This is a genomic window from thiotrophic endosymbiont of Bathymodiolus puteoserpentis (Logatchev), assembly GCF_900127505.1.
Classification (GTDB): domain Bacteria; phylum Pseudomonadota; class Gammaproteobacteria; order PS1; family Pseudothioglobaceae; genus Thiodubiliella.
Genome location: NZ_UEXF01000055.1, coordinates 75,946 through 96,398 on the forward strand (window position 1 = coordinate 75,946; position 20,453 = coordinate 96,398).

The following is a 20,453-nucleotide window of genomic DNA, read 5'->3' on the forward strand; positions in this document are numbered from 1 at the left end:
TTTTAACTTGTTAAAAATGTCTATGGTAAAATTCACCTTAGCACTATGATAAAAAAACTTCTAATCACCGTCCTATTTATTACGCAATTTGCAACAGCATCGCCGTTGAGTGATAGCGCACTTAGAATGATCAAAATAGGCAATGAGGTTGGTTCGCCTGCCGTGGTAAAGAATGGGCAAGATTTACTGATAAAAGGGATGTTTGAATTAAACGACTTTGATGCAGCATACGAAGCATCAAAGCAAACGCGTTCAGGTAATCAAATAATGGGCTATCCACCACAAGTGCAAATTGCCAATAAAATATTAAGCAAACTGCTCAATCAAGGCTACGAACCAGCAATTTATGACAGTGCGTTATATCTGCTTGATGGCGATAGTGGCTTTGTTAAAGATGCGTTAATGGCGCTCAATTTATTAGAAAAGTCAACGCAGATATATTCCAATCCACAGTCTGCTTTCGTCGCCGCAGTTATCAGAAATGAATCCTTAGCGCCTATTATTAAAGACAAACAACGCATTGACGAGTTGATTACTTTTGCAATTTTAAACAATGTTAAAGGCGCAGCTGAGTATCAAGCGCAATATATAGATAATAAAGCACAAAAGCTAAAAGTGAAAAATTGGCGCGCTTGGATAGACAGACAATAGTTTTACAAACTACGCAGAATAGATCTTGCTCTTTTTTGGAAACGCTTTAAATCAGATTTTGCGATGCGTTTTTGTTTAGGTAGTCGCCATGTGAGTGGGTTTTTGCGCTTACCTTTGTAGTGTAATTCGTAGTGTAAATGTGGCCCCGTTGAGCGACCTGTTGAGCCTACATAGCCAATCACTTGCCCTCTTTTAACCCTAGATGATGCTCTGAGCCCACGAGAAAATCTAGACAAGTGTGCATAAACGGTTAAATAATTACTGCCGTGTGTAATATGCACAGATTTGCCAAGTGCCCCCATTCTTTTGCGATGCTTAATGATGCCATCGGCTGCAGCGTAAACAGGTGTGCCGTATTTTGCAGCGTAATCAACAGCTCTGTGTGGTCGCCAAGTTTTTAGAGTTGGGTGAAAGCGCTTTAGTTGAAACTTTGAGCTAATGTATTTGTACTTCAAAGGTGCTCTTAAAAAGCTAGGGTAGAGTGTTTTGCCATTAATGCCGTAATAACCAAGGCGTCCATATTTGTCAGTGTGTGAGAAAACAGCAACACGCTTTTTCTTGCCAATATAAATTAATGCGCTTGGTGCGGTGCGCCTTTTGCCAATAATAATAAAACGGTCGCCTCTTTTTAAATCTCGATTAAAATCAATGCTCCACGAGAAGATACGCACAATATTATTAATGGTTTTTTGGTTAATACCCATTTTCTGTGCATCGTAGGCAAGTGAACGAGTGATATAAATAGTAGAGCGTTCAAGCGCATTGGCGCTGCTTATAAAAAATAATGTAAGTAATAAAAGTAGTGTAGATTTACGCATATTTTTTGATGATTGCGCGCGCTGTTTCGCGCGCTGTTGTGTCGTTAGCAATAATGGCCTCTAATGAAGAAATATCCGTGTGTTGGACAGTATCTAGGGTGTGTTGAATAACTTTTGTAATGTCTAAAAATGAAATTTTATTGTTTAAGAAATGCTCAACTGCAACTTCATTAGCGGCATTGAGTGTGCCCATTGCATTACCACCTTGTTTGAGCGCATCAAATGCTTGTCTTAAACAAGCAAACTTGTCTAAATCAGGTGCGTAAAACTCTAGTGGGGGGTTGTTGGTTAAGTCTAGCGGTTCAACACCAGAGGCAATTCTATTGGGATAGCTCAGCGCATAAGAGATGACGCTGCGCATATCGGGGTTGCCAAGTTGGGATAGCGTTGAGCCATCTGCATAATAAACCGAAGAATGGATGATGGATTGTGGGTGTACGACTACATCGATTTTTTCAGCGGGTAAGCCAAATAAATAATGCGCTTCAATCACCTCCAAACCTTTATTCATCATGGTGGCAGAATCTATTGATATTTTTTGACCCATTGACCAGTTTGGGTGAGCGCAGGCCTCATCAGGAGTAATGGCACATAATTTTTTTTGTGGTGTGTGCAAGAATGGACCACCACTGGCAGTGAGTTGGATTTTACTTAGTCCAGATTTGCCACTTTGTAGGCATTGAAAAATTGCTGAATGTTCAGAGTCCACAGGAATAAGTTCAGCATTATTGTCACGCACTGTTTGCATAAATAAATCACCTGCCAGCACTAAAGATTCTTTATTAGCGAGCATAATGCGTTTGCCTGCTTTGGCGCCGGCAAGACTTGATGCCATACCTGCGCTACCCACAATTGCAGCCATGACATAATCAGTTTTATCGTGTGCGGCAATGGTGTTGAGCGCCTCTGCACCATGTAAAACTTCTGTGTTGTTGCTCACCACTTTTGAAAGCGCTTCAGCAGCGGACTCATCCGTCATCACGACAAACTTAGGCTGGAATTTTTCACACAGTGTTTGCATTTTTTGCCAGTTAGCGTGAGCACTTAAGGCAAAAATATTAAATTTATCAGGATGTAGTGCTACCACTGATAGCGTACTATCGCCAATTGAGCCTGTTGCGCCTAGAACCGTGATATTTTTCATAACAAAAATATTAAGCCTATTACAAAGATTGGTGTGGCAGCTAAAAGCCCGTCAATGCGGTCTAATACTCCGCCATGTCCAGGCAAAATATTGCCAGAGTCTTTGACGCCTGCTTCACGCTTGTAGATGCTCTCATACAAGTCGCCCACTACAGAAAAGACACCAGTGATCAGCGCAAGCAGTAAGAATTTCCAATTTGTTTCATTGTAAAAATACATCCATGCACCAGTAATTAAAAGTACGCCTATTAAGCCACCAACAACGCCTTCAACGGTTTTCCCTCCACTTAACCTAGGCGCAAGTTTGTGTTTGCCAAAGGCTTTGCCTGAGAAATAAGCAAAACTATCTGCGCCCCAAACAATTAAAAACAATAACAATATCAAGTAAGGCTTAAAAACAAACAAACAAAACAAAGGGGTGAACAAAAATATGGCCTTAATAGGCGTAAAAATATCCAGAGGCTTTGATCTTGGATAGTTTACAACCATCCAAAAGTTATTAGCCCACCAAAGCAACACGACCGCTAGTGCATAAGCATATGCTATTTTTGTGAATGTAAGATAATAAAAAATTGCTGGTGCAATTATCGTAATATAACTACCGAGTGCCAACATAATGATGCTAATAATTTTATTTGTGGTTGAAATTTGGATAAGTTTAAGGAATTCATACATACTTATCACAACCGTCATAATTATGAATAGTTCAAAACTAATTGGCAATTCAAATAACAAGAACAATATTAGCGGTATTGAAACTAAAGTGGTTAGTATTCTTTTAGACAGTTCACTCATCTCGCCCTCCGTAGCGTCTATCACGCTGATTAAAGCTTTCAATTGCCTTGTCTAATTCCCCCGTATTAAAATCAGGCCAAAGTGTGCCGGTAAAATATAATTCGCTATAAGCAATATCCCAAAGTAAAAAATTACTGATGCGTTGCTCGCCACTGCTACGAATGAGTAAATCTACGGCATTATTCTCTAATGATAAATATTGTGCAAAGTTTTGTTCATTTAACGCATCAGCATCCACCCCACTGGCAATTGCTTGCTTGCAAGCGTTGACAATATCCCACCTGCCACCATAGTTAGCAGCAATCACTAAGGTTAGCCCTGTATTGTCTGCTAATAAGGCTTGCGCTTCTACTGCAGTTTTTTGTACAGCATCAGGAAATAGCGATAGTTTGCCAATAATTTTGAGTCGGACATTGTATTTTTTGAGCTTTTTAACCTCTTGTTTGAGCACGCTTAAAAATAATTTAAACAATAAAGTTACTTCTTTTTCGCAACGGTTTTTATTTTCACTGCTAAAGGCAAACAAGGTGAGTGTTTGCACGCCGAGTACACCACAATGTTTAACAATGTTTCGCACTGCATCCACCCCTTTTTTATGCCCTGCAATACGGGGCAATTTGCGTTTTTTTGCCCAGCGACCGTTGCCGTCCATAATAATTGCAATATGTTTAGGGATATTCATAAATGCAGATTTTACCGTAATTCGGTATAATTCAAACTTATGAGTTTAGCGAAAAGAATTATTCCTTGTCTTGATGTGCGTGATGGTCGCGTGGTCAAGGGTGTACAGTTTGTAGATATTAAAGATGCAGGTGATCCCGTTGAGGTAGCTAAGCGCTATGATTTAGAGGGCGCTGATGAGATTACTTTTTTGGACATTACTGCTACGAGCGAGGATAGAGGTACCACGGTACATATGGTTGAGGCGATTGCTAATCAGGTGTTTATTCCTTTGACTGTGGGCGGAGGTATCCGCAAAGCGCGCGATGTGCGCGATATGTTAAATGCAGGTGCAGATAAGGTGGCAGTAAATTCTGCTGCTATTTTTAACCCCCGTTTAATCAACCAACTCAGTGAAGAGTTTGGCTCTCAGTGTATTGTGATTGCGATTGATGCTAAAAAAGTAGCTGCAGGCAAGTGGGAGATTTTCACTCATGGTGGGCGTAAATCAACAGGTATTGATGCACTTGAATGGGCGGTAAAAATGACACAAGGTGAGAACGGTGCTGGTGAGGTGCTATTGACATCAATGGATTGCGACGGTGTTAAGGCAGGGTTTGATTTAGCGCTTACCAGGGCAGTAGCAAATGCAGTTGATGTGCCAGTGATTGCCTCTGGCGGTGTGGGTAATTTAGAACACTTGTCTGAAGGCGTTTTACAAGGCGGTGCAGACGGGGTATTGGCCGCTAGTATTTTTCATTTTGGTGAATATACTATCGAGCAGGCTAAGCAAGCCATGCAAGAAAATGGCATAGAAGTTAGGTTGTAAAGCTACCTAATAATATCAAAACTTGAGTCAATGCTTAACTCAAAAGTTTTTGGTGTGATAGTGGGGTTAATAGCCAATTGGTCAAAGGTAATGGTGATAATTTGCCCAAGTTCATTATCTAGTGAAATAGCACGCAACAAACCATCTGTAAAGCCAAACTCTATTGGCTGACTGTATGTGTTTGCTGCTAAGTACCAATCAATGCCGCCTTCACTATGAGAAAATTTTGGCGTATTTTTGAGGGAGTCAGGTCTATTAATCAGCCAATAGAGCGGCGTTTTAGAAAGGTCTTTTTTTTCTTGTAAAACAGCCTGCTCAAGCTCGGTATCAATTTGCCATAATTCGTGATTGTTCAGTAGCAATATTTGGTCGTTGGGTTTTTTCGTGTGCCAGAATAATTTTTTTGGACGCTGAAATGCAAAACTACCTGTCGTGCTACTTATCAATGTAAAGCCTTCGTCATAAACTGTTTGTGAGAAGTTGGCTTTCAGCGACTCTACCGAATTGAAAAACTCAAAGAACTGGTTGGTTTTGCTATTGCCACTGATGGCAACATTTGCCCATAAGGCGGTGATTAGAATGAATACTTTAATTTTCATCAATTGGTCCCGGTGCTAATACTTGTCGATTGCCTGCACTATTCATGCCACTAACAACACCTGCTGCTTCCATGTCTTCAATAATACGCGCCGCACGATTGTAGCCAATACGCAAGCGTCGTTGTAGGCTTGAAATAGAGGCTCTGCGTGTTGAGGTAACAATCTGTACTGATTTATCATACAATTCATCCGTCTCACCTACATGCTCCCCAGTGCCTTCATGCGAATCAGTGGATTCGCTATGAGAGTTTACAACACTATTAAGATAATTGGTTTGTGAGTGTTCACGCAAGAAACCAACCACATTTGCAATCTCATCATCGCTAACAAAAGCACCATGCACACGAGATAGATGTGAGATGCCTGGTGTCATATAAAGCATATCACCCATGCCTAACAATTGCTCTGCACCGCCTTGGTCAAGAATGGTGCGAGAGTCAACTTTTGAAGTAACTTTAAAAGCAATGCGAGAAGGTACATTGGATTTAATAAGTCCGGTAATCACATCAACACTTGGGCGCTGAGTGGCAATAATTAAATGAATGCCTGCAGCACGCGCCTTTTGTGCAAGACGGATAATAAGTGCTTCTACACGCTTAGCCTTAGTACGATCTTCTTGTTGCAGTGCACCTAACATATCGGCGTATTCATCAATCACCAACATAATCAGTGGTAACGACTCTAATTCAGGTGCGCTCTCGCCTTCTTCAGCGGTTTCTTCTTTAAAAGACGGGTCAAGTAAGGGCGAGTTTTTCTTTTTGGCTTTTTCAAGTTTTTCGTTAAAGCCCTCAATATTACGCACCCCAAATGTAGCCAATAGTGAATAACGACGCTCCATTTCATTCACACACCACCACAGTGCAGAAGCCGCTTGATTCATATCAGTGATAACGGGGGTTAGCAAGTGAGGCACATCGTTGTAACAAGACAGCTCAACAATTTTAGGGTCAATCATAATGATACGCACTTGCTCTGGTGTGGCTTTATACAGCACACTTAAAATCATTGCGTTCAAGCCAACAGATTTCCCCATTCCTGTTGATCCTGCTACTAACAAGTGTGGCATTTTTGCCAAATTTGCAACCACGGGCTGACCGTTAATATCTTTACCAAGCCCCACGGTAAGCATAGAAGGTGAGTTATTAAATTCATTAGAAGATAAAACCTCTTTAAGTCCAATCATTTCTCGCTGGGTATTTGGAATTTCTAAACCAATAACAGGTTTACCTGGAATAACATCAACAATACGAACGCTTTCAACCAACAAGGCGCGAGCAAGGTCTTTGTTCAGGTTCATAATTTGTGATACTTTTACGCCTGGTGCTAGTGACAACTCAAACTGTGTGATTACTGGACCGGGTGTGACCGCGGTGATACTGACATCAAAGCCGAAATCTTTGAGTTTGATTTCCACTTGCTGTGACATTTCTTCAATTTCTTTTTCAGAGTAACCCCTGGTGTTCTTTTTAATATCATCAAGTAGTGACAAATCAGGCAGACCCGTTAATGTTTTATTATTAGGCAGGCTGGCGTTGCTTGTAGTAGCTGTGGTTTTTCTCTTTACTGGTTTTGTTTTAGTAGGCCTTAGCTTGCCAAATAGGCCTATTTTTTTGGTTGCTAGCTTTGATGTAGGCGTGATGGTCGCTTTAGCTTTAGAGCTTTTCATTTTGAATTTTGCAAACAAAGTGGCAATGAAGGCAAAGACATTTTTCCATAGTGGTGGGCTAGCAATACCAGTGCTAATCATAATAACGCCAAGATAAACAACAATGGATATTGAGCCAAATAATACGCCAAAGTAGTTGTGTAATATATTGCCAATATCACCACCTGCAGGGCCCTTGTTTGTGGAAAGTTGTGCAAGTAATGCAAGTAATGCTGAAAACGAGATAATCAGTACAATCGTTGCAATAAATCGAACTCTAGCCACATTGGGGTTGGCAGGCTTTTGCTCAGCATTTTTGTGGATTTTATAACCCAGCCAAATTAATGAGATTGGAATCAGGTAGGCGCTATAACCTAAAAATGATAAGCCAATATCACTTAAGTAGGCGCCAACAATCCCTGCTGAATTTGTTATTGGCTCTTCAAGTGCGCTAGACAGTGGTGTTTCTATTGGTGAATGAGATATAAGCGCAACAAGGAATACTAAGCCGAAGGTGGTAAGTGCGATAAAAAATATCTCGCTTTTTATGCGTGAGCGAGGCTGGGAAATATTGCGAGAGGTGAGTTTGTTATTTTTTTTCAAGGTGATTTGTGTTTGCTTTATAATAGCTATTTTAATTTGTATAAGTATAAAGGATTGGTATTTAAATGAGCAAGAATAAACACTGTAAAGTTTTAATTGTTGGTTCTGGCCCTGCGGGTTATTCTGCGGCTATTTATGCGGCCAGAGCAAACCTTAACCCAGTTATTGTTAGCGGTATGGAGCAAGGGGGTCAGTTAATGAGCACCACCGATGTGGATAATTGGCCGGGTGACAATGAAGGTGTGCAAGGCCCTGATTTAATGACGCGTATGCAGCAACACGCCGAGCGTTTTAACACTGAAATTATTAATGACACTATTACTGAAGTTGATTTTTCATCTAAGCCTTTTAAATTAAACAGTGCTGATACAACTTACACTGCTGATGCTGTGATTATTGCCACAGGCGCAAGTGCGCGTTACTTAGGTCTAGAATCAGAAGAAGCCTTCAAAGGTAGAGGTGTAAGCGCTTGTGCAACTTGCGATGGTTTCTTTTATCGTGGGCAGAAGGTTGCTGTGATTGGTGGAGGTAATACCGCAGTAGAGGAGGCATTATTCTTATCAAACATAGCAGACCATGTTACTATTGTGCATCGTAGAGATAAATTCTCTAGTGAAAAGATTTTGTCTGAGCAACTTATTAAGAAGTCAAAAACGGGCAATATTACCATTGAATACAATAACAACCTTGATGAGGTATTGGGCGATGATGCAGGCGTGACAGGGTTGAGGCTGAAGAACAATGATGGCAGCACTAAAGATATTGATGTGCATGGTGTGTTTATTGCTATTGGGCATACACCAAATACGGGTATTTTTGAAGGCAGTGTAGAAATGAATCATGGCTATATTCAGATACAAAGTGGCACACAAGGCAATGCTACTCAGACCAGTGTTGAAGGGGTATTTGCAGCGGGAGATGTAGCAGACCATATTTATCGTCAAGCCATTACTTCAGCAGGTTCAGGCTGTATGGCAGCACTTGATGCTGAAAGATTTTTAGGTGAGTAGTTTTAATTATAGGTATAATGCCATCTTTGTCGTAAGGCCACATAGCTCAGTTGGTAGAGCAAGGGACTGAAAATCCCTGTGTCCCTAGTTCAATTCTAGGTGTGGCCACCATATTTTTTAAAAAAGCCCGTATCTTTACGGGCTTTTTTTATTTGTGCTCTACAAAACTATATTAGAATTTATATATATACTAGACTTGTAATATTATATTTTCGTGATATAATATTCACATGTCACCATTTTTCCCCCAATGAAATTTTATCCTCTCCTCAAGTAGATAAATAAATGGTGACATACTAATTCCTCTAAAACCCTTGCTCTGGCAAGGGTTTTTTTTGGATTATCAGTAATTAAGCTTAATGTAGCGTGTCTGGAGAGATATAATCTTGCTTGGAAGGTTGCAGGGTTTCTTGAATGAGCAAGGTACCCATACGCACAAACTCAATAATTTCACTGAGGTCTTGTGCGTTTTGCTCATCATCTAAAACATTACCATCAAGTTTAGATATTTCACTGAAGTCTTTAATCATTTCCAAGACATCTTCATCAGTGGTGGATACTTTTTGTAAGCCTAAGCCAACTAAAAATCCCTGACACCACTGAATAAGCGTATCAGCTTGCTCTCTGAGTTTAGAGTTTTCATCGGCAATCAGCAGTTGAAAGTTGAGTGTGGTGTCGCTAAGTTGCGATAGCGTGGTGTTGTAGATTTTTGCTAATTGTTCGTGAGCATCCTTTTCATTCACATTGTTTAAATCGATACTCACCAAGATTTCATTTAGCCAATCGTCTAACTTAAGCTCAGGCTTAACACAGGAAAAACCACATAAGATTCCGTGTGCATTGGCAATAGTATCATCAGTATTTAAGTTGTACAGAGTGCTCTTGACTTCGTCGTAGTCAATGAGGTTATTGTCTGTCATAAAGTCTTCCATTAAGAGTTTCCAGCCAAGATTTCCATCACTGCCATACGCACCGCAATACCATTGCTTACTTGTTGAAGAATCACAGATTGCTTGCCATTGGCAACAGAGGAATCAATTTCAACGCCACGATTAATCGGACCAGGATGCATCACAATGGCATCCGATTTTGCCAATGCTAGGCGTTCAGGTGTTAAGCCGTAATTGTCAAAGTATTCTTGTTCGTTAGGAATATCGGCTTCTAACATGCGTTCTTTTTGTAGGCGCAACACCATCACCACATCACAGTTTTTGATGCCTTCTTCAATATTATCAAAACATTTAACTGTCGCACATTGCTTAGAGTCGTATTGCAAACCTGCTGGCGCAATGAGACGAATATCACTTGCCCCTAAGGTTTTGAGTGCTTGAATATCAGAGTGTGCCACGCGTGAGTGAGTGATATCGCCCACAATGGCTATGGATAGATCCTCGAAACTTTGTTTGTGTTGGCGAATGGTCAACATATCTAATAATGCTTGTGTTGGGTGAGCGTTAATACCATCGCCCGCATTTAAAATAGAAACACCATCAATGTTTTCAGCTACATGATGTGGCAAGCCACTTTGTTTGTGGCGAATAACAAACATATCGATTTGCATCGCTTTGAGCGTGTGCATGGTATCTAATAGGGATTCGTTTTTCTTGGTGGCTGAGTTGGCTAAATCAACATTGATAATATTGGCACTGGTGCGTTTTCCAGCAATTTCAAAAGTATTTCGTGTTCGGGTAGAGGGCTCAAAAAACAAGTTAGCAATGCTCATATCGTCGAGCGCTTTGGATTTTTTTAAATTACCTTGAACATCAAGCAAACCATCAGCAACATCTAAAATGTGGGTTAAATGATTCTTAGAAAGCCCTTCAAGACCTAATAGATGGATTAACTTTCCAGATGAGTCTAGTTGAATATCATTACTAATCAAATCTTTATTCATCAGTGTTTAGTTGTCCTCTAGCCAAGTTTGCAAAATTAACGCAGCTGAGCGTTTATCTACATCACCGCGTTTTGCATTCGGATGATAATGGTTATATTTTAGTTGTTTTTTGGCATCAGATGATGATAAATACTCATCAATAAACACAGTTTCTAACTTGTATCTGCTGGTCAATTTGCGTCCAAATGACTTAGCAATAAAGGTCATTTCTTGCTCTTTGCCATCTTTATTAAGGGGCAAACCAACCACAAATAAATCCACATTATGTGCATTGATAATTGCATCAAATCTTGCAAAATTGATAGCGCCATTTTTGTTATTTTCAACCACACCAATGCCGTTTGCTGTGTGTGTTAGGCTATTAGCAATCGCAACTCCCGTGCGTTTTGTCCCCACATCAAAGCCTAAGTAGGTTTCAATGCTCATTTCGTTTCTTTAACGCTTGTAATAACTGGTAGCCAACATAACCATCAATGGCTAAATTGTTTGCACGCTGATACTCACGAGTAGCGTTGCGAGTTTTTGGACCTGAAAACCCATCAGGTTTACCAGCGTCAAAACCTAATTCATTGAGCATGGTTTGAATAGCAAATACATCGTCACGACTCAGCGATGGCTCATCAGCAGATTCAGCGATAAGCACAGATTGTCCATTAAGGCGATCAGATAGATGACCAACAGATAAGGCATAGAGAATTGAACGGTTCCATCTGAGAATGGCATGGAAGTTTCTATAAATCAAAAAAGCAGGGCCTTTATGTCCCATTGGTAAAATCAATGATGCTTTAAGTGGTGAGGGCAATGAGCGAGTATTTTTTTTGCCATTTGCGGGTTTAACCCCTAAAGACGCCCATTCTCTAATGGTTTTTTTGATTTTTAAGTTTGACAATGAAAAATCAAAATCTTCAGGCACTGTTACCTCACGACCCCAGCGTTCGCCTCTATGCCAACCAATGCGCTTTAGAAAATTAGCACTTGAATGAAAAATATCTTCCTTGCTATCCCAGAGGTCTAATTTGCCATTTTTGTCTGCATCCACGCCGTAGGCTTCAACATTGCTTGGCATAAATTGTGTATTACCCATGGCACCTGCCCAAGAGCCTTGTGCGTTGTGGGGTAGTTTTTCTTGGTCAATCAGTTTGAGCAAAATTAATAACTCCTTGGTAAAAAAGGCGCGTCTACGCAAATCAAAACTCAATGTTGCCAATGAACGCACAAGTGCCATTTTCCCTACATGTTTGCCGTAGTTGGTTTCCAACCCCCAAAAGGCCACTAAGATTGAAGGCTGCACGCCATATTTTTTATAAATGCGCTCTAACAGAGGGCGAGTTTCTTCAAGCTTAATCTTGCCCTTTTCTAGGCGATTATTGCTCACTCTTGAATTGATATAACGCCAAAAGTTTAAGGTGAATTCTGCTTGATTGCGGTCGTATTGAATGACTTTTGGGTTGAGCGTTAATCCGTTAAAAGCACGCTCTAGTGTTGTTTCTGAGATACCTTGTTTGATTGCTTTGATGCGGATCTGTGCCAAGAATGCTTCAAAATTTTGCGTGGTATCAGCGCTAAGGGTATCATCTGTCTTAGCAAGGCTTAAATTGCTTAAACCTGCTGAAATCGTGAAAATAAAGAGAAATATGAATCGAAGCATAGCAAAATTATACCTTATCAGCATTGTTCTGGTGCTTGGTGCTTGTGGCGTGAGTGAAAAAATCAACACCTTTACTGGCTCAATTATGGGCACCACTTATACGGTGAAAACGATTGGTGACAAGGGCATATCTCAGCAAAAAATTGACGACAGGCTTGCGCAAATCAATCAAATCTTTTCAACTTGGGATGCTAAATCTGAATTATCTGTGGTTAATCAACAGCCAGTCAATAAGTGGACTAAAGTTTCTGGTGAGTTGTTTTATGTTTTAAAAGCAGCCAAAGAAATCTATCAACAAACCGATGGCTATTTTGATCCCGGCATTGGACATTTAGTTGATGTGTGGGGTTTTGGCGCTAATAAAACCGCGCAAAGACCAACCCAATCTCAAGTGCAACAAGCATTTGAAAACAGCTCAATTGCGTATTTAATGCTTAAAGATGACACTCACAAAATGGTTAAAAAAACCAGAGATATCTATATTGACCTATCAGCCATTGCCAAAGGGTATGGCGTAGATGAAATCACCAAACTGCTCAATACAAAAAACTATTTGGTAGAAATTGGTGGCGAAGTACGAAGCGCTGGTAGCAATGAGGGGAAAGCGTGGACAGTGGGCGTGGAACACCCAAACAAGGCAGCGCCAATTGCCATGACTCTAAAAAACCAAGCAATTGCCACTTCTGGTAATTATCGTCATTATTTTATTTGGCAAGGCAAGCGTTATATGCATATTCTTAATCCACACACCGGACTACCTGCTAATAGTGATTTGGCATCAGTGAGCATCATTCATCCACAAACAATGGTAGCAGATGCTTACGCCACGGCCATGATGGCAATGGGCAGTCAAAGAGCCACAGCTTTAGCAAAACAGCGGGGTCTATCAGTAATTTTGATTTTAAATCAACAGGCACATTTTAAAGTGACAAAAATTAACTTATGAAACCTTTATTGAAACCTTTGGCTGAGAGTTTAAGGCCACAAATCTTAGATGAGTTCTTTGGGCAGTCGCATTTGTTGCGTGATAGGCATCCATTAAAGCAGGCGATTGACAATAAACAGTTGCATTCAATGATTTTGTGGGGGCCATCAGGCACAGGGAAGACCACTTTAGCACGCATTATTTGCAAACAAGTTGAGGGGCATTTCGCCCAGCTTAGTGCGGTATTGGATGGTGTTAAAGAGTTGAGAATTGTAGTAGAAAACGCTAAAAAATTTCAAAATATTAAACAGCAAACTGTTTTATTTGTTGATGAAATTCACCGTTTTAATAAGGCACAACAAGACGCATTCTTACCACATATCGAATCAGGGCTAATTACACTGATTGGCGCGACAACAGAAAATCCGTCGTTTGAACTGAATTCTGCTTTGCTTTCTCGCCTGAGTGTTTATGTGCTTGAGTCATTAAAGGCAGATGAGTTGGCGCAAATTTTGCAACGAGCCTTGACGCACGAAAATCTAACAACCATGGAAAAACCCGCACAAGACAGTGTTATCAATGCGAGTGGTGGTGATGCCAGACGACTGATTAATATTGTTGAGCAAATTGCATTGGCTAAGTTGGACAAATTGGATGTGGATTCAGTGGGGCAGTTGTTGCAAGAAAAAATTAGTGTTTTTGATAAGGGTGGGGATATTTTTTATCAACAACTTTCCGCCTTTCACAAATCAGTGCGTGGCTCATCACCTGATGGGGCTTTGTATTGGATGGCAAGAATGCTGGTGGCAGGTTGCGATGCAAAAACTATTGCTAGGCGACTGTTAGCCATCGCCTCAGAGGATATTGGTAATGCCGACCCTAGGGCGTTAGAAATCACGCTAAATGCTTGGCAGGTGTTTGAGCGAGTAGGTGAGAAAGAAGGCAATCGAGCAATTGCACAAGCGGCGGTGTATTGTGCCGTTGCACCTAAGTCAAATGCAGTTTATAAGGCCTTTAATCAAGCAATGAGCGAAGCAAAAGCAACGGGAGATCTACCTGTGCCGAAGCATTTGTGCAATGCCCCCACTGGGTTGATGAACGACTTGGGTTATGGTGAAGGTTATCGTTATGCACATAATGAACAAGACGCTGTGGCAAAAGGACAAACTTATTTTCCTGAAGCGTTGGGCGAGCAAAATTATTACGCACCAACGCAGCGTGGTTTAGAGATTAAAATTAGTGAAAAATTAAAACAATTAAGGGGTTCATAATGACTTTTTTCCCAACAGTTTTGGCAATTGGATTAGGTGCGACTATTGGCGCAAGTATGCGTTATTATTTAACACAGTTTATGAATGCAACTTTTGGCAATACCCTTCCCTATGGAACGCTCAGTGCCAATGTTATTGGTTCATTTATAGCAGGCATTTTGGCAGTCGTCATATTGGAAAAAGCGGCACTTAATGAGACATACCGATTAATGTTGTTGATCGGTTTAACGGGTTCATTAACCACGATGTCAACTTTGTCTTGGGAGTCAGTAGAGATGATTAGTCTTGGGCATTATGGACAAGCCAGTATCAATATTTTATTTAATATATTATTATCGTTATTGGCAGCAGGTCTGGGTGTTATATTGGCTCGGTATCTGTTTAGCAGTTAAAATTAAAACAATAGTTTACAGCGAGCTATATACTATGAGACCTTTGCATAAATAAAGATACAACGATTGCAAGTTATTAATCTTGATATCAAAACACAAGCAAAGTCATTGGTTTTGCTATTACGGGTAGTTTGAATGATTTTGAGGTTATTTCTGAGGTTTAATCTTTTGCTCAATTGCATCAAATAACACACCGGCAATATTTAAATTAAATTGTGTATCTAGTTCACGAATGCAGGTTGGGCTAGTAACATTAATCTCGGTGATGGTGTTGCCGATTACATCTAATCCGACAAACATTAAGCCTTTAGCTTTTAAAGTAGGTGCTATTTGTTCGCACAGCCAATAGTCACGCTTACTTAAAGGTTGTCCAATGCCCGTTGCACCTGCGGCTAAATTGCCTTTAAATCTACCTTTTTCAGGGATGCGTGCTAAGGCATAATCAATCGGCTTGCCATCAATTAATAAAATGCGTTTGTCACCTTTAACAATTTCAGGCAAAAATTCTTGCACCATAATTGGACGCTTATTATTGTTTGTCAAGCGTTCTAATGTGGTGTTTATCTCACTATCACCTGTACCTGTTTCAAATTTGAAAATATCATGCCCGCCCATGCCATCTAGTGGCTTGACTACTACAGTTCGTTGGGCTTCAATAAAAGTTTTAATTTGTGCTTGATTGCTACTTACTAAGGTCTTTGGTATGCAGTGTGGAAAATTCAGCGCAAATAATTTTTCATTAGCATCACGCAAGGATTGTGGTTTGTTGACAATCAACACCCCTTGTTTTTCTGCCTGTTCTAAAAAATAAGTGGCATAGATATAATTCATATCAAACGGTGGGTCTTTGCGCATCAAAATAACATCAAATGCACTTAATGCCATTATTTGACTGGGTTTTTTTTCAAACCAGTGTTGAAGATTATCAGCCACAGTGGTTTGTGAAGCGTGTGCATAAACACCGTCTTTATTTGCGAATAGGTCGGTTGTATCCAAAGTATAAATTTCCCACTTTCGATGCGTAGCCTCTAGCATCATGGCTAGTGAAGAGTCTTTTTTTGGATTGATATTGGCAATATTATCCATCAGTACAGCAATTTTCATAGTAGGCATTATAAAGGTCTTTTGCTAGTGCGTATTAACTTGGCATTCAAATACCGTGCATTTTTGTTAGGTTTTAAAAAATTTACAAGGGAATAGCAAATAGCAGTATAATCCATGATTAATCTTAAAACAACAAGCAGTTTGACTATGGTAAATGCAAAAACAAAACCTCAGTTAACCCCAACATTCAATGGGCTTAACAAATTCAAGTACTTTCTTGCTCTTGGCTTTTTAGTCACATTGTCTTTTAATACTTTTTCTGCTGATAACTCTCAGCAACCTAACAAAAAAGAGTTAAACAAAGAAGAATTTAACAAAGAAGCCTATCTAGACCTTAGTAAGCCTTACACACACAAGCAGAGCAATACCACCAAGAAAGACAACCAAGCCACGACTTTTCTCAAAGAAGTCGCAGGTACGGTACGCTCTGCCATAGGCTCTACCAACTCAAACAATGCCAATAAGCTAGGTAGCAAAATCACCACAGATGTAGAAAACCATCTCAAAAACAAAGCTATCAATACTACCGAAGGTTTGATTAGTGACAAAGCTAACCAGTTTGTCAATAAATTTGGTCCTGGTCGTAGTGAGATTAGTATTCATAAAATTGAATCTAAAAATCCAACTTATAGCATTAAAACCATTCAGCCTTTATCTAAGTTAGATAGCGACAGTAAGGAGTTAACTTTTTTTCAAGGTCAGTTAGCCTCAGGTGAGAATCACGGTGAGCGCCGTAGCACTATTAATTTAGGTATCGGTCATCGTGTTTTGATTGAAGATGGTACTGCAATAGCCGGTATTAATTTATTTAGTGATTATGAAACTAAATCTAGACATAAGCGACTAAGTCTTGGTTTGGAATATCAGCGTTCTAACTTTAGTGCTCATGTTAATAGTTATTATCCAACTTCACATAGAAAAGATATTGGTGATTCTACCGAAGAGGCATTAGCAGGATATGACCTTAAGTTAACAGGTCAAATGCCGTATTTGCCATGGGCAAAAATCAAAGGCACTCGTTATCATTGGGATGGAAAACAGGGTTCAGATATCAAGGGCACTATTTTTGGTGTGGAGGTTGAGCTTACGCCATCAATTAATGTTGAGCTTGGTACTGAGAAATCCAACACTGCAGACAGGGCTAGTTATATGCGCCTAACAACACAGTTGCCACTTAAAGATAATGGGTCATTTACCAACTTTAGTATTGATAGCAAACCTTTTAGAAATACAGGTATTGTTAATTTAATCGACCTTAATCCAGTTGAGCGGTCTAATAAGATTCGTGTTGAAAAAGTTTCTGCAGGCGCCAAAATTATTTTAGGGGCATACAATGCAACCACAGTGGGTGCAAGTTGTACGCTTTATAATGCTTCAGGTGTTGCTGTAGCAGGTGGTTCTGGCATAACTACGACCAATGGTAGAGTTAATTTACCAGATGTTAAACTGTCGACAAATTCTCTATATCATTCAGTCTGTACAGGCGGTAGTTATGTTGATGAGGCAACTGGTCTAACAGCTAATGCGCCAACGCTTCATTCAGCTGTGGTGTATTCTGGAGGCGATTTAGTGTTGGTTGCCTCACCACTCTCTGAGATTGCTTATCGAATGGCCGATACTGCTGCTGGTAATTTATCTGTAATTAAGGAGAAAATTGCTGCAGAAAATGATAATGTTGCAGTAGCATTTGGTCTTGGTAATACTGATGTTATTGCTACAATTCCAACCGACCTTAATATAGCGGTTGCACAGAATGACAATTCAGGTCGATTTGGACTTATTTTGGCTGCTATTTCACAAATGGGTGAGAACTCGGCTGATGCATCGCCAAATACTACCATTACAGTGCTTGTTAATGATCTGGAAGGCATGAATGGTAGCCGCCAAAATACTATTGAAGGGCTTAATATAGGCACACAAACTGTCAATGTAATGACAGCTATTAATAATCTTAAAACCAGTGGCGGTAATAATAATTTCACGAACGGTGCAGCTAGTGGCAATACAGGTGCAGCAGGTTCAGCAACGGGAGAAGGCTCAATAATGGGCAACTTGGCGATTCTCAAAATCAGTCTTTATGATGGCACCAGCGGTGCACCAACCGCGCAAGACTACATCTATGCAGGCGTCACTGGTGTTAGTAGTTTAGCAGAAGTTAATGCACGAGTAGCATTAGCAACACCAGCCAAGTCAGACACTACATCTGAGATTCAAATTTTAGTCAATAACGCACCAGGCGTGGCTACAACAGCGCGCTCAACTCTAACTGCCAACCTAACTAGTGTAGCTGCAGATGGCAAAAGCACCTCAACGATCACCATGCAAGCTAAGGATGTTAACGGCAACAACCTAACGACTGGCGGTTTAACGGTAACGATGTCTGAGAGCGGTTCTGCAACACTATCAGCAGTGAGCGATAATGCTGATGGTACTTACACAGCTACTATTACTAACAGCACTGCTGAGAAGGTAACGGTAACTGCAGCCTTTGGTGGTTCTAATGTAGGTGATACGGTTGATGTAAACTTTATTAAATCTGAAATCTTCGACTCACAAGCAGGCATAGCTACAACAACGCACTCAATCCTAACTGCCAACCCAAGCAGTGTAGTTGCAGATGGTACAAGCATTTCAACGATCACCATGCAAGCTAAGGATGCTAACGGCAATAACCTAACGACTGGCGGTCTAACAGTAACGATGTCTGAGAACGGTTCTGCAACACTATCAGCAGTGAGCGATAACGCTAATGGCACTTACACAGCCACTATTACTAACAGCACTGCTGAGAAGGTAACGGTAACTGCAACTTTTGGTGGTTCTAATGTAGGTGATACGGCTGATGTAAACTTTATTGCATCTGAAGTCTCCGACTCACCAGTAGGCGTAGCTACAAAAGCACACTCAACTCTAACTGCCAACCCAAGCGGTGTAGCTGCAGATGGTACAAGTACTTCAACAATCACTATGCAAGCTAAGGACGCTAACGGCAATAACCTAACGACTGGCGGTCTAACAGTAACGATGTCTGAGAACGGTTCTGCAACACTATCAGCAGTGAGCGATAACGCTAATGGCACTTACACAGCTACTATTACTAACAGCACTGTTGAGACGGTAACGGTAACTGCAGCCTTTGGTGGTTCTAATGTAGGTGATACGGTTAATGTAAACTTTATTAAATCTGAAATCTTCGACTCACAAGCAGGCATAGCTACAACAACGCACTCAATCCTAACTGCCAACCCAACCAGTATTACTGTAGATAATGTAATCCTTATAGGCGGTGTAACCACTTTAAATTCAGATGATAGCTATGTGTATGTGGGTACAGATGGCACAAGTGCTTCAACGATCACTATGCAAGCGAGGGATGCTAACGGCAATAACCTAACGACTGGTGGTCTAACAGTAACGATGTCTGCGACCGGTTCTGCAACACTATCAGCAGTGAGCGATAACGCTAATGGCACTTACACAGCTACTATTACTAACAGCACTGTTGAGACGGTAACGGTAAGTGCAGCCTTTGGTGGTTCTAATGTAGATGATACGGTTGATGTAAGCTTTGCTGCACATAATTCGACACCTGGTGGGGTGCTTACAATTTATACGACTGCTGATACAACGCACTCAACCCTAACTGCCAACCCAAGCGGTGTAGCTGCAGATGGTACAAGCATTTCAACGATCACCATGCAAGCTAAGGATGCTAACGGCAATAACCTAACGACTGGCGGTCTAACAGTAACGATGTCTGAGAACGGTTCTGCAACACTATCAGCAGTGATCGATAACGCTGATGGCACTTACACAGCTACTATTACTAACAGCACTGTTGAGACGGTAACGGTAACTGCAGCCTTTGGTGGTTCTAATGTAGGTGATACGGTTAATGTAAACTTTATTAAATCTGAAATCTTCGACTCACAAGCAGGCATAGCTACAACAACGCACTCAATCCTAACTGCCAACCCAACCAGTATTACTGTAGATAATGTAATCCTTATAGGCGGTGTAACCACTTTAAATTCAGATGATAGCTATGTGTATGTGGGTACAGATGGCACAAGTGCTTCAACGATCACTATGCAAGCGAGGGATGCTAACGGCAATAACCTAACGACTGGTGGTCTAACAGTAACGATGTCTGCGACCGGTTCTGCAACACTATCAGCAGTGAGCGATAACGCTGATGGCACTTACACAGCTACTATTACTAACAGCACTGTTGAGACGGTAACGGTAAGTGCAGCCTTTGGTGGTTCTAATGTAGATGATACGGTTGATGTAAGCTTTGCTGCACATAATTCGACACCTGGTGGGGGGCTTACAATTTATACGACTGCTGATACAACGCACTCAACCCTAACTGCCAACCCAAGCGGTGTAGCTGCAGATGGTACAAGCATTTCAACGATCACCATGCAAGCTAAGGATGCTAACGGCAATAACCTAACGACTGG

Annotated in this window: 18 protein-coding genes and 1 tRNA gene; 8 read left to right on the forward strand and 11 right to left on the reverse strand. The window is 40.7% G+C overall.

Annotated elements, in window-relative coordinates:
* The first annotated feature begins 45 nt into the window (after positions 1-45).
* On the forward strand, positions 46-651 hold the full coding sequence (locus BHECKSOX2_RS07130) for a hypothetical protein (protein WP_139683041.1): 606 nt from the start codon (positions 46-48) through the stop codon (positions 649-651).
* A 2-nt stretch (positions 652-653) separates the two neighbouring features.
* Here BHECKSOX2_RS07130 and BHECKSOX2_RS07135 read toward each other — a convergent pair whose 3' ends face one another.
* Genes BHECKSOX2_RS07135 through uppS form a run of 4 tightly spaced genes read right to left on the reverse strand, consistent with a single transcriptional unit; the run spans position 654 to position 4,089 of the window.
* Positions 654-1,469, reverse strand: a complete 816-nt coding sequence (locus tag BHECKSOX2_RS07135) for a peptidoglycan DD-metalloendopeptidase family protein (RefSeq protein WP_139683042.1) — start codon at positions 1,467-1,469, stop codon at positions 654-656.
* A complete protein-coding gene (locus BHECKSOX2_RS07140; RefSeq protein ID WP_139683043.1) occupies positions 1,462-2,613 on the reverse strand; it encodes a 1-deoxy-D-xylulose-5-phosphate reductoisomerase in 1,152 nt (383 codons plus the stop codon). The genes BHECKSOX2_RS07135 and BHECKSOX2_RS07140 overlap by 8 nt, the downstream gene beginning before the upstream one ends.
* On the reverse strand, positions 2,610-3,449 hold the full coding sequence (locus tag BHECKSOX2_RS07145; protein WP_218973230.1) for a phosphatidate cytidylyltransferase: 840 nt from the start codon (positions 3,447-3,449) through the stop codon (positions 2,610-2,612). Before BHECKSOX2_RS07145 ends, BHECKSOX2_RS07140 begins: the two co-directional genes overlap by 4 nt.
* Entirely contained in the window at positions 3,400-4,089 is a 690-nt protein-coding gene (uppS, locus tag BHECKSOX2_RS07150) for a polyprenyl diphosphate synthase (protein WP_139683045.1), read from the reverse strand. Before uppS ends, BHECKSOX2_RS07145 begins: the two co-directional genes overlap by 50 nt.
* Positions 4,090-4,128: 39 nt before the next feature.
* Between uppS and hisF the strand changes: the two genes are divergently transcribed.
* Positions 4,129-4,896, forward strand: coding sequence for an imidazole glycerol phosphate synthase subunit HisF (hisF, locus tag BHECKSOX2_RS07155; protein ID WP_139683046.1), 768 nt, complete (start codon positions 4,129-4,131; stop codon positions 4,894-4,896).
* 2 nt (positions 4,897-4,898) lie between these two features.
* On the opposite strand, the gene BHECKSOX2_RS07160 is transcribed toward hisF, so the two are convergent.
* The gene (locus BHECKSOX2_RS07160) at positions 4,899-5,495 is read right to left on the reverse strand and encodes an outer-membrane lipoprotein carrier protein LolA (protein ID WP_139683047.1); all 597 of its coding nucleotides are present in this window, start codon (positions 5,493-5,495) and stop codon (positions 4,899-4,901) included.
* A complete protein-coding gene (locus BHECKSOX2_RS07165) occupies positions 5,485-7,743 on the reverse strand; it encodes a DNA translocase FtsK (RefSeq protein WP_139683048.1) in 2,259 nt (752 codons plus the stop codon). The genes BHECKSOX2_RS07160 and BHECKSOX2_RS07165 overlap by 11 nt, the downstream gene beginning before the upstream one ends.
* 65 nt (positions 7,744-7,808) lie before the next feature.
* On the opposite strand from BHECKSOX2_RS07165, the gene trxB reads away from it, so the two are divergent.
* Positions 7,809-8,753, forward strand: coding sequence for a thioredoxin-disulfide reductase (trxB, locus tag BHECKSOX2_RS07170; protein WP_090715548.1), 945 nt, complete (start codon positions 7,809-7,811; stop codon positions 8,751-8,753).
* Positions 8,754-8,788: 35 nt separating this feature from the next.
* Positions 8,789-8,864: transfer RNA gene (locus BHECKSOX2_RS07175), tRNA-Phe, on the forward strand.
* 245 nt (positions 8,865-9,109) lie between these two features.
* On the opposite strand, the gene BHECKSOX2_RS07180 is transcribed toward BHECKSOX2_RS07175, so the two are convergent.
* From BHECKSOX2_RS07180 to BHECKSOX2_RS07195, 4 genes are read right to left on the reverse strand one after another with little or no spacing between them, the layout of a single operon-like run.
* The gene (locus BHECKSOX2_RS07180; RefSeq protein WP_090714630.1) at positions 9,110-9,673 is read right to left on the reverse strand and encodes a UPF0149 family protein; all 564 of its coding nucleotides are present in this window, start codon (positions 9,671-9,673) and stop codon (positions 9,110-9,112) included.
* Positions 9,674-9,684: 11 nt separating this feature from the next.
* Positions 9,685-10,647 carry an aspartate carbamoyltransferase catalytic subunit gene (locus BHECKSOX2_RS07185; protein WP_139683049.1) on the reverse strand — a complete coding sequence of 321 codons (963 nt, stop codon included), beginning with the start codon at positions 10,645-10,647 and terminating at the stop codon, positions 9,685-9,687.
* 6 nt (positions 10,648-10,653) lie between these two features.
* Complete coding sequence (ruvX, locus tag BHECKSOX2_RS07190; RefSeq protein ID WP_139683050.1) at positions 10,654-11,073, reverse strand: Holliday junction resolvase RuvX; 420 nt, start codon at positions 11,071-11,073, stop codon at positions 10,654-10,656.
* On the reverse strand, positions 11,063-12,295 hold the full coding sequence (locus BHECKSOX2_RS07195; RefSeq protein ID WP_139683051.1) for a lytic murein transglycosylase: 1,233 nt from the start codon (positions 12,293-12,295) through the stop codon (positions 11,063-11,065). The genes ruvX and BHECKSOX2_RS07195 overlap by 11 nt, the downstream gene beginning before the upstream one ends.
* On the opposite strand from BHECKSOX2_RS07195, the gene BHECKSOX2_RS07200 reads away from it, so the two are divergent.
* From BHECKSOX2_RS07200 to crcB, 3 genes are read left to right on the forward strand one after another with little or no spacing between them, the layout of a single operon-like run.
* A complete protein-coding gene (locus BHECKSOX2_RS07200) occupies positions 12,282-13,241 on the forward strand; it encodes an FAD:protein FMN transferase (protein ID WP_139683052.1) in 960 nt (319 codons plus the stop codon). The genes BHECKSOX2_RS07195 and BHECKSOX2_RS07200 overlap by 14 nt on opposite strands.
* A complete protein-coding gene (locus BHECKSOX2_RS07205) occupies positions 13,238-14,491 on the forward strand; it encodes a replication-associated recombination protein A (RefSeq protein WP_139683053.1) in 1,254 nt (417 codons plus the stop codon). Before BHECKSOX2_RS07200 ends, BHECKSOX2_RS07205 begins: the two co-directional genes overlap by 4 nt.
* Positions 14,491-14,883 (forward strand): fluoride efflux transporter CrcB, encoded by a 393-nt coding sequence (gene crcB, locus BHECKSOX2_RS07210; RefSeq protein WP_139683054.1) that lies wholly within the window; start codon positions 14,491-14,493, stop codon positions 14,881-14,883. Before BHECKSOX2_RS07205 ends, crcB begins: the two co-directional genes overlap by 1 nt.
* Before the next feature lie 147 nt (positions 14,884-15,030).
* On the opposite strand, the gene gshB is transcribed toward crcB, so the two are convergent.
* Entirely contained in the window at positions 15,031-15,996 is a 966-nt protein-coding gene (gshB, locus tag BHECKSOX2_RS07215) for a glutathione synthase (protein WP_139683055.1), read from the reverse strand.
* Between the two features lie 105 nt (positions 15,997-16,101).
* On the opposite strand from gshB, the gene BHECKSOX2_RS07220 reads away from it, so the two are divergent.
* Positions 16,102-20,453, forward strand: a 4,352-nt coding sequence (locus BHECKSOX2_RS07220) for an invasin domain 3-containing protein (protein WP_180323709.1), incomplete at its 3' end; no start/stop codon positions are given.

Excerpts from the sequence above, each read along its gene's own strand:
- BHECKSOX2_RS07205 (WP_139683053.1), top strand. The coding sequence starts at position 13,238 with ATGAAACCTTTATTGAAACCTTTGGCTGAGAGTTTAAGGCCACAAATC.
- BHECKSOX2_RS07185 (WP_139683049.1), bottom strand. The coding sequence starts at position 10,647 with ATGAATAAAGATTTGATTAGTAATGATATTCAACTAGACTCATCTGGA.
- BHECKSOX2_RS07160 (WP_139683047.1), bottom strand. The coding sequence starts at position 5,495 with ATGAAAATTAAAGTATTCATTCTAATCACCGCCTTATGGGCAAATGTT.
- BHECKSOX2_RS07140 (WP_139683043.1), bottom strand. The coding sequence starts at position 2,613 with ATGAAAAATATCACGGTTCTAGGCGCAACAGGCTCAATTGGCGATAGT.
- BHECKSOX2_RS07200 (WP_139683052.1), top strand. The coding sequence starts at position 12,282 with ATGAATCGAAGCATAGCAAAATTATACCTTATCAGCATTGTTCTGGTG.
- BHECKSOX2_RS07135 (WP_139683042.1), bottom strand. The coding sequence starts at position 1,469 with ATGCGTAAATCTACACTACTTTTATTACTTACATTATTTTTTATAAGC.
- gshB (WP_139683055.1), bottom strand. The coding sequence starts at position 15,996 with ATGCCTACTATGAAAATTGCTGTACTGATGGATAATATTGCCAATATC.
- crcB (WP_139683054.1), top strand. The coding sequence starts at position 14,491 with ATGACTTTTTTCCCAACAGTTTTGGCAATTGGATTAGGTGCGACTATT.
- uppS (WP_139683045.1), bottom strand. The coding sequence starts at position 4,089 with ATGAATATCCCTAAACATATTGCAATTATTATGGACGGCAACGGTCGC.
- trxB (WP_090715548.1), top strand. The coding sequence starts at position 7,809 with ATGAGCAAGAATAAACACTGTAAAGTTTTAATTGTTGGTTCTGGCCCT.
- ruvX (WP_139683050.1), bottom strand. The coding sequence starts at position 11,073 with ATGAGCATTGAAACCTACTTAGGCTTTGATGTGGGGACAAAACGCACG.
- BHECKSOX2_RS07195 (WP_139683051.1), bottom strand. The coding sequence starts at position 12,295 with ATGCTTCGATTCATATTTCTCTTTATTTTCACGATTTCAGCAGGTTTA.
- hisF (WP_139683046.1), top strand. The coding sequence starts at position 4,129 with ATGAGTTTAGCGAAAAGAATTATTCCTTGTCTTGATGTGCGTGATGGT.
- BHECKSOX2_RS07130 (WP_139683041.1), top strand. The coding sequence starts at position 46 with ATGATAAAAAAACTTCTAATCACCGTCCTATTTATTACGCAATTTGCA.
- BHECKSOX2_RS07180 (WP_090714630.1), bottom strand. The coding sequence starts at position 9,673 with ATGACAGACAATAACCTCATTGACTACGACGAAGTCAAGAGCACTCTG.